Here is a 497-nt window from a genome sequence, read left to right on the forward strand (position 1 = left end):
ATCCCTTGCCTGGGCCGCGCCTGGACCTGTACGCGCGGCCTTTTTTGAAAAAAGGCCGCCTGCATCCGAAGCTGGCCCGGCGGATCAAGGCCGCGGCCGCCAGCGGCCACCCGCTGCTGGTCTTTTTGCCGCGGATCGCGCAAATGCCCCAGTATTTCGCGGCCATCAGCCAGCTTTTGCCCGCTTTGCGCCTGGCCACCGTCCATGCCCAGGATCCCGGTCGCCTGCAGAAAGTGGAGCAGTTCCGCCAGGGGCAGCTGGATCTGCTTTTGACAACCACGATCCTGGAGCGGGGGGTGACTTTTAAACACGTCTGGGTGATTATCGTGGCCGCTGACGATGAGATCTACACGGCGGCCAGCCTGGTGCAGATTGCCGGCCGGGTCGGCCGCGACCGCCATGATCCCGGCGGCCTGGTCCTGTTTTGCTACCGTCGCTACAGCCGGCAGATCCGGGCCGCGGTCAAGGAAATCAAGGAGATGAACCGCAGATGAGCC

At 64.2% G+C, this 497-nt stretch carries 1 protein-coding gene; it reads left to right on the forward strand.

Features of this window, described 5'->3' with window-relative positions; all coding sequences use genetic code 11:
- Positions 1-494 (forward strand): helicase-related protein (locus tag lacNas_RS06075; RefSeq protein WP_280515431.1); only part of this gene is annotated, 494 nt, incomplete at its 5' end.
- Positions 495-497: the final 3 nt, after the last annotated feature.

This window comes from Lactobacillus nasalidis, assembly GCF_016587775.1.
GTDB lineage: Bacteria > Bacillota > Bacilli > Lactobacillales > Lactobacillaceae > Lactobacillus > Lactobacillus nasalidis.